The organism is Pelomicrobium sp., from assembly GCF_036803785.1.
Classification (GTDB): domain Bacteria; phylum Pseudomonadota; class Gammaproteobacteria; order Burkholderiales; family UBA6910; genus Pelomicrobium.
The window spans coordinates 1-7,774 of sequence record NZ_DAIRTR010000136.1 but is presented as its reverse complement, the minus strand read 5'-3'; the positions used below and the strand labels follow the sequence as shown (position 1 = coordinate 7,774).

Here is a 7,774-nt window from a genome sequence, read left to right as displayed (position 1 = left end):
GGGCAGGCGCAGGCGCAGGCGCCGGCGCCACGGGAGCCGGGGCGGGCGCCGGCGGCGGCGGCGCGGGCGGCTCGGCCTTCTTCACCAAGTCCGGATCGCACTCCTCGATCGCCATCGCCGGGGTCCAGTAACCGGCGCGCCAGCACTGTCCATAGCTGTTCTTGGTCACTGTACCGCGGGAATCCACCCAATAGCCGGACTTGTCCGCGGCGGCGAGCACCGGGCCCGATGCGAGAACGGCGGCAGCCGTCAGGCCCAACATCAGACGCTTCGGGGAAAGAGTTCTCATGCTTGCACCTTTCTTGTTCGTTCCGAATATTAAAAGCAACACGAGCCCCGGCGGGGAGGTGTTCACGAAGGCTCCGGGACTCCCTGTGCGCCTCGAGTTAACGCAAACCTCTGTTGAACGAGGTCGATCCGCGCTAGGGCGTACGCGCATTATCCGGTTGAAATCTTCGGTATGTCAACCCTTTGCGCGCGCCCTCGGCACTCAGCGCGAAGCGTTACGCATGGCGCCTGTGCGTTTGCTCGTGATAAAATTTTCAACTTTTGAATTGAGTTTTTCCATCCCCTTGGACAGGGCACAAGCACTGAGCCCGTTTCCTGTCGTGTGAGCCGCTTCGGCCATGGAATCGTTCGCCAAAGAAACCGTTCCCGTCAGCCTCGAAGAGGAAATGCGCCGCTCCTACCTGGATTACGCCATGAGCGTGATCGTGGGCCGGGCGCTCCCCGATGTAAGGGACGGTTTGAAGCCCGTGCACCGGCGCATCCTGTATGCCATGCACGAAGCCAACATCGTCTGGAATCGGCCGTACGTGAAGTGCGCCCGGGTGGTAGGGGACGTGATGGGGAAATACCACCCCCATGGCGATGCCGCCATCTACGACACCCTGGTGCGCATGGCCCAGGATTTTTCCATGCGTTATCCCTTGATCGACGGGCAGGGCAACTTCGGCTCGGTGGACGGGGACAATCCGGCCGCCATGCGCTACACCGAATGCCGGCTATCCCGCATCGCCTCCGAATTGATGGCCGACATCGACAAGGAGACGGTGGATTTTCAGCCCAACTACGACGAAAAGGAGCAGGAGCCGGTTTGCTTGCCCACCCGCGTGCCCAATCTCCTGATCAACGGGTCGGCGGGTATCGCGGTGGGCATGGCCACCAACGTGCCCCCCCACAACCTGCGGGAAGTGGTAGACGCCTGCCTTGCCCTCCTCGCGCATCCGGAGATGACCATCGACGAGCTGATGGAGTTCATCCCGGCGCCGGATTTCCCGACCCGGGGCATCATCTACGGGTTGGAAGGAGTCCGGGAGGGCTATCGCACTGGGCGCGGCCGAGTGGTGATCCGCGCCCGCACTCACGTGGAGGACCTGGAAAAAGGAGACCGACAGGCCATCGTCATCGACGAGCTGCCCTACCAGGTGAACAAGGCTAACCTGCTCGTGCGCATCGGCGAGCTCGTGCGGGAGAAGAAGCTGGAGGGCATCGCCGATCTGCGGGACGAATCGGACAAGTCGGGCATGCGAGTAGTCATTGAGCTCAAACGCGGCGAAATGCCGGAGGTGGTCCTGAACAACCTGTTCAAGGAAACCCCGATGCAGGATACCTTCGGCATGAACATGGTGGCCCTGGTGGACAACCAGCCACGGCTGCTCAATTTGAAGGAGCTGCTGGAGGCGTTCCTGCGCCACCGCCGGCAGGTGGTTACTCGGCGCACCGTATTCGAGCTGCGCAAGGCACGGGAACGGGGTCACATCCTGGAGGGCCTAGCGGTGGCCCTGTCCAACGTGGATCAGATCATTGCCCTGATCAAGGAGGCCCCATCGCCAGCAGCGGCCAAGGAAAGGCTGATGGAGCGCCCCTGGCGCTCTGCGCTGGTAGAACAAATGCTGGCACGGGTCGATGCGGAGGCGGCCCGCCCCCAGGGCCTCGCGCCCGAGTTCGGCCTGTCCCCCCAGGGTTACCGGCTCTCCGACGTCCAGGCCCAGCGCATCCTGGAGATGCAACTGCAGCGTCTGACCGGACTGGAGCGGGACAAGATCGTGGACGAGTATCGGCAAGTGATGGAGGCCATCACCGACCTCCTGGACGTGCTAGCGCGTCCCGAGCGGGTGGACGCCATCGTCGCCGACGAGCTGCGGGCCGTTAAAGAACAATACGGCGACGAGCGCCGCAGCGAGATTGTCACCCGAGCCCAGGAGCTGTCGCTCGAAGACCTGATCACGCCCGAGGACGTGGTGGTAACCCTGTCCCACGCGGGCTACATCAAGTGCCAGCCTGTGGCCGACTACCGGGCCCAGCGGCGCGGTGGACGGGGCAAGCAGGCGGCGGGCACCCGGGAGGACGATTTCATCGATCACCTGTTTATCGCCCACACCCATGACTACATCCTGTGCTTCTCCAACCGCGGCAGGTTGTACTGGCTCAAGGTCTATGAGGTGCCCCAAGGGGCGCGCTTGTCGCGCGGCAAACCCATCGTGAACCTGGTGCCCTTGCAACCAGAGGAGAAAATCACCGCCGTACTGCCGGTGAAGGAGTTCGACGATCAGCACTACGTTTTCATGGCCACCGCCCAGGGGACGGTGAAGAAGACGCCCCTTTCCGAATTCTCTCGGCCCCGTCCCTCCGGTATCATCGCGGTGGAGCTTACTGCAGGCGATTTCCTGATCGGCGCCGAGCTGACCAGCGGCCACCAGGACGTGATGTTGTTCTCCGACGCGGGCAAAGCTGTGCGTTTTTGCGAGGAGGACGTGCGGCCCATGGGCCGGCTCGCCCGAGGCGTGCGCGGCATGCGGCTGGAGCCAGGGCAGCGGGTGATTTCCCTGGTGGTGGCGGACGGGGAGGAGCAGCAGGTGCTCACCGCCACGGAAAATGGCTACGGCAAGCGCACACCTTTGGCCGAGTACCCGCGCCACGGCCGGGGCGGCCAGGGAGTGATCGCCATCCAGACCACTGCCCGCAACGGCAACGTGGTGGCTGCCACCTTGGTGACGCCGCAGGACGAAGTGATGCTGATCACCACGGGAGGCGTGCTGATCCGTACCCGGGTGGCGGAAATCAGCGAGATGGGGCGTGCTACCCAGGGAGTGCGGCTCATCGACCTGGACGCCTCCGAGAAGCTGGCGGGGCTCGGCAAGGTGGTGGAGTCGGAAGCAGAGGATGATGCCGCTGAGGGGACGAAGGTGGGCACGGCGGGCGAAGGAGAAGAGCGGTAGAAGATGGGACGCGTCTACAATTTCAGCGCGGGTCCGGCGGTGCTGCCGGAGGAAGTGCTCGTCCGGGCTCGGGACGAGCTGCTCGACTGGTGCGCGAGTGGCATGTCGGTGATGGAGATGAGCCATCGCGGCAAGGAGTTTGTCTCCATCGCCCGCAAGGCCGAAGCCGATCTGCGGGAGCTGATGGCCATCCCTGCCCACTACAAGGTGCTATTCCTGCAAGGGGGGGCGACGGCCCAGTTCGCCGCGGTGCCGATGAATCTCCTGCGGGGAAAGCGCAAGGCTGATTACGTGAACACTGGCCACTGGGCCAAGCGGGCGATGGCCGAGGCGAGGAAGTATTGCGAAGTGCATGTGGCCGCCAGCGCCGAAGACCGCAACTTCAGCTACGTGCCGCCCCAGGACCGCTGGAGCCTCTCCCCCGATGCGGCCTACGTGCACATCACCTCCAACGAGACCATAGGCGGCGTGGAATACCACTGGATTCCCGACACAGGGGACGTGCCCCTGGTCGCGGATGCTTCATCCCACATCCTGTCGCGGCCGATCGACGTAACCCGCTTTGGCCTGATCTATGCCGGCGCGCAGAAGAATATCGGTCCAGCGGGGCTAACCATCGTCATCGTGCGCGAGGATTTGATCGGCTCGGCATTGCCCATTACGCCCAGCATCTTCGATTACAAGGTGCAGGCGGATAACGAGTCCATGCTCAACACGCCGCCCACTTTCGCCATCTACATCGCCGGACTCGTGTTCGAGTGGATCAAGGACAAGGGCGGGCTCGCGGCCATGGAGCGAATCAACGCGGAAAAGGCTCGCTTGCTCTACGATTTCCTGGACGCGAGCGATTTCTACGCTACTCCAGTGGCCAAAGCAGACCGCTCCCGCATGAATGTGCCCTTCACCCTCAGAAACCCGGCCCTCGACGAGGAATTCCTGCGGCAGGCAAAGGAGCGCGGCTTGGTTCAGCTCAAAGGCCACCGCTCCGTGGGCGGCATGCGGGCGTCGATCTACAACGCGATGCCCATCGAGGGGGTGCAGCGGCTGGTGGAGTTCATGCGTGAGTTTGCGCACAAGCACGGCTGAGCTCGAAGCATGGCCGAACGCTTCCACATCCTGACTCTCAACAACATCTCGCCCCAGGGCCTCAAGCGCTTCCCCGGATCGCGCTATACGATCGGGCCCCATGTTCCGAACCCAGACGCTATCCTGGTGCGCTCCTACAACATGCTCAAGATGGAGATACCAGCGAGCGTGAAAGCGATCGGGCGTGCCGGGGCAGGGACCAACAATATCCCCGTAGAGCGCATGACCGAGCGGGGCGTGCCGGTGTTCAACACCCCGGGTGCCAACGCCAACGCGGTAAAGGAGCTGGTGGTGGCGGGCATGCTGCTGGCCGCCCGCAACCTCGTGCCAGCGATCCGTTTCACCGAAGGGCTAGTGGGAGACGAAGCGACCCTGCATCGCCTGATCGAGGAGGGCAAGAAGCAGTTCGCCGGCTTCGAGCTGCCAGGCAGGACCTTGGGCGTCATTGGCCTGGGAGCGATTGGCAGCCTGGTGGCCGACGCAGGGATCAAGCTGGGAATGAAGGTGGTGGGCTATGACCCGGAAATCACCGTGGAGGCGGCCTGGAGCCTGCCTTCCCAGGTACGCAAAGCCCACACCCTGGAGGAGCTGGTGCGGAGCGCTGATTTTGTGACGGTCCACGTGCCTTTGCTCGACGTGACGCGCCACCTGATCGATCACAAGCTGGTGCACAAGATGAAGCCGGGGGCGATCCTACTCAACTTCGCCCGCGACGGTGTGGTGGACGTGGAGGCCGTCCTGGCCGGGCTCTCCGAGCACCGCATCAAATATTACGTGACCGACTTTCCCCATCCTAGCCTGGTGCACCACCCTGCCGTGATCGCCCTGCCACACCTGGGCGCCTCCACTCAGGAAGCGGAGGACAACTGTGCCATCATGGTGGTGGATCAAGTGATGGACTATCTAGAAAACGGCAACATTGTGAACTCGGTCAATTTCCCTACGGTGGTAATGGCGCGGGAGTCCCCCTATCGTATTGGGGTAGCCAACATGAACGTGCCCAACATGGTGGGTCAGATCTCCACTGCCATGGCCCGTGCCGGGCTTAACATCCACAACATGCTGAACAAGTCCCGAGGCGCGGCGGCCTATACCCTGGTGGATCTGGACAGCCCGCCGCCGCCCCGGGTGATCGAGGAGATCGCCGCGATCCCGGGCGTACTGGCGGTGCGCTATCTCCCCGCCGGAGATGGCCATGAGCGAGCCGATTGACGAATTACGCAGCCGCATCGACGCGCTGGACGCCGAGCTGCTGAAGCTGCTCAACCAGCGCGCCGAGCTGGCACGGCAGATCGGCGGCCTCAAGAACGGAAACGTCTACCGTCCGGAGCGGGAGGCCCAAGTGCTCAAACGGCTGAAGCGCTTGAACGGCGGACCGTTGCCGGCAGAGGCGGTGGAGCGGCTGTTCGTGGAGATCATTTCCGCCTGCCGGGCGCTGGAAGAGCCGATCACCGTGGCTTACCTGGGGCCGGAGGGTACCTTCTCCGAAGAGTCGGCGATCAAGCGCTTCGGTAACGCGGCGGCGGGCGCTCCTTGCGCCTCCATCGACGAAGTGTTCCGGGCGGTGGAGTCCCGGCGCGCCCACTACGGAGTGGTGCCGGTGGAGAATTCCACCGAGGGCGCCGTGGGACGCACCCTGGATCTATTGCTGCAGACGCCCCTCAAAGTGTGCGGGGAAATCATGCTGCAGGTCCACCAGGCGCTGTTGTTCAACGGGGAAAGCTTGACCCAGGTGAAACGGGTCTACTCCCATCCCCAGTCTTTCGCCCAGTGCCAGCAATGGCTGGCGGCCAATCTGCCCCAAGCCGAGCGGGTGGCGGCACCGAGCAACGGGGAGGCGGCTCGCCTGGCGGCCCAGGAATCGGGGGCGGCGGCCATTGCGAGCCGGCGTGCCGCCGGCCGCTTCGGCCTTAAGGTGTTTGCGGAAAACATCGAGGACGACCCGCGCAATACCACCCGCTTCCTGGTGATAGGCCCGGAGGACGCGGGCCCTTCGGGTACCGATAAGACTTCCCTCGTCATCTCCACCACCAACCGCCCCGGAGCCATGCGCGATCTGCTGGAGCCCTTCGCCCGCCGCCAGATCGACCTCACCCGGCTCGAGTCACGGCCTTCGCGCACCGGGCTGTGGGAGTACGTGTTCTACGTGGACATCAAAGGTCACCGGGAGGACTCTCCGGTAGCAGCCGCCCTCACCGAAGTGCGGGAGAAGGCGTCACTGTTCAAAATCCTTGGATCCTACCCGTGCGCCAAGGAGTGACAGTGGACGTGTGCGAGCTGTCTCCCGGATACGTGCGCGCCATCGCGCCGTACCAGCCGGGCAAGCCCATCTCCGAGCTGGAGCGGGAGCTGGGCTTGAGGGAAGTGATCAAGCTCGCCTCCAATGAAAACCCGCTGGGGCCCAGCCCCCGGGCCCTGGCGGCGGTACGGGAAGCACTGCCGGAGTTGGCGCGCTATCCCGACGGCAACGGCTTCGAGCTCAAGAGGACCCTTAGCCGCAAGCTCGGGGTCACCATGGACCAGGTAGTGCTGGGCAACGGCTCCAACGACGTGCTGGAGCTGGTGGCACGGGTGTTTTTGGCTCCAGGCCTCTGCGCCGTCTATTCCCAACACGCCTTTGCTGTCTACCCTTTGGCGGTACAGGCGATCGGTGCCCAGGGAATCGAAGTGCCGGCGCGGGACTACGGGCACGACCTGGAAGCCATGCTGGATGCGATCGAGGAACATACTCGCCTCGTGTTCATTGCCAACCCCAACAACCCCACGGGGACCCTGGTCAGCCCGCCCCAGCTCCTGGCTTTTCTGCGCCGCGTCCCGCCCACGGTGGTGGTGGTGCTGGACGAGGCCTATTACGAGTACTTGCCCCAGGACATGAAAAGCCATAGCGAGACCTGGATCGGCGAATTCCCCAATTTGGTGGTGACCCGCACGTTCTCGAAGGTCTATGGGCTGGCGGCTTTGCGGGTGGGCTATGCCTTGGCATCGCCGCGCGTTGCCGATCTCATGAACCGGCTGCGCCAGCCCTTCAACGTGAACACCCTGGGCCAGGTCGCCGCCGTGGCAGCGCTGGAGGACACGGAATTCGTGGCGAAGAGCGTGGCCCTCAACCGGGCAGGAATGATCCAGATCACCGCCGGTTTGATGGAGCTCGACCTTGCCTTCATCCCGTCTTATGGCAATTTCGTCTGCTTTAGGGTAGGGAACGCAGACGGCGTGTACCAAAAGCTACTGCGTAAGGGGGTCATCGTGCGGCCCGTGACGAGCTACGGCCTGCCCGAGCACCTGCGGGTGAGCGTGGGCCTGGAATCGGAGAACGCCCGCTTCCTCACCGCCTTGCGAGAGGTGCTGGCCGAGTGAGGGAAGTGCGGCTCAAGAAGCTCGTGGTGGCGGGCGTTGGCCTGATCGGCGGCTCCTTCGCCCTGGCGCTGAAGGCGGCGGGACGGGTGGAGCGGGTGGTGGGCGTGGGG

General features: G+C 64.0%; 5 protein-coding genes and 2 pseudogenes. 6 read left to right on the top strand and 1 reads right to left on the bottom strand.

What is annotated here, in order from left to right:
* Positions 1-289 (bottom strand): annotated as a pseudogene (locus V7Q81_RS13230) (OmpA family protein); the annotation flags it as partial.
* Between the two features lie 337 nt (positions 290-626).
* On the opposite strand from V7Q81_RS13230, the gene gyrA reads away from it, so the two are divergent.
* The 6 genes and pseudogenes from gyrA to V7Q81_RS13200 form a co-directional block, all read left to right on the top strand.
* Positions 627-3,221 (top strand): DNA gyrase subunit A, encoded by a 2,595-nt coding sequence (gyrA, locus tag V7Q81_RS13225; protein ID WP_333844073.1) that lies wholly within the window; start codon positions 627-629, stop codon positions 3,219-3,221.
* Positions 3,222-3,224: 3 nt separating this feature from the next.
* Positions 3,225-4,307, top strand: a complete 1,083-nt coding sequence (gene serC, locus V7Q81_RS13220) for a 3-phosphoserine/phosphohydroxythreonine transaminase (protein ID WP_333844071.1) — start codon at positions 3,225-3,227, stop codon at positions 4,305-4,307.
* A gap of 9 nt (positions 4,308-4,316) precedes the next feature.
* The gene (locus V7Q81_RS13215; protein ID WP_333844069.1) at positions 4,317-5,519 is read left to right on the top strand and encodes a phosphoglycerate dehydrogenase; all 1,203 of its coding nucleotides are present in this window, start codon (positions 4,317-4,319) and stop codon (positions 5,517-5,519) included.
* Positions 5,503-6,567: a prephenate dehydratase gene (pheA, locus tag V7Q81_RS13210; RefSeq protein ID WP_333844066.1), complete on the top strand. Its 1,065-nt coding sequence runs from the start codon at positions 5,503-5,505 to the stop codon at positions 6,565-6,567. The genes V7Q81_RS13215 and pheA overlap by 17 nt, the downstream gene beginning before the upstream one ends.
* A 2-nt stretch (positions 6,568-6,569) precedes the next feature.
* Positions 6,570-7,664, top strand: a complete 1,095-nt coding sequence (hisC, locus tag V7Q81_RS13205) for a histidinol-phosphate transaminase (RefSeq protein ID WP_333844075.1) — start codon at positions 6,570-6,572, stop codon at positions 7,662-7,664.
* Between the two features lie 5 nt (positions 7,665-7,669).
* Positions 7,670-7,774 (top strand): annotated as a pseudogene (locus V7Q81_RS13200) (prephenate dehydrogenase/arogenate dehydrogenase family protein); the annotation flags it as partial.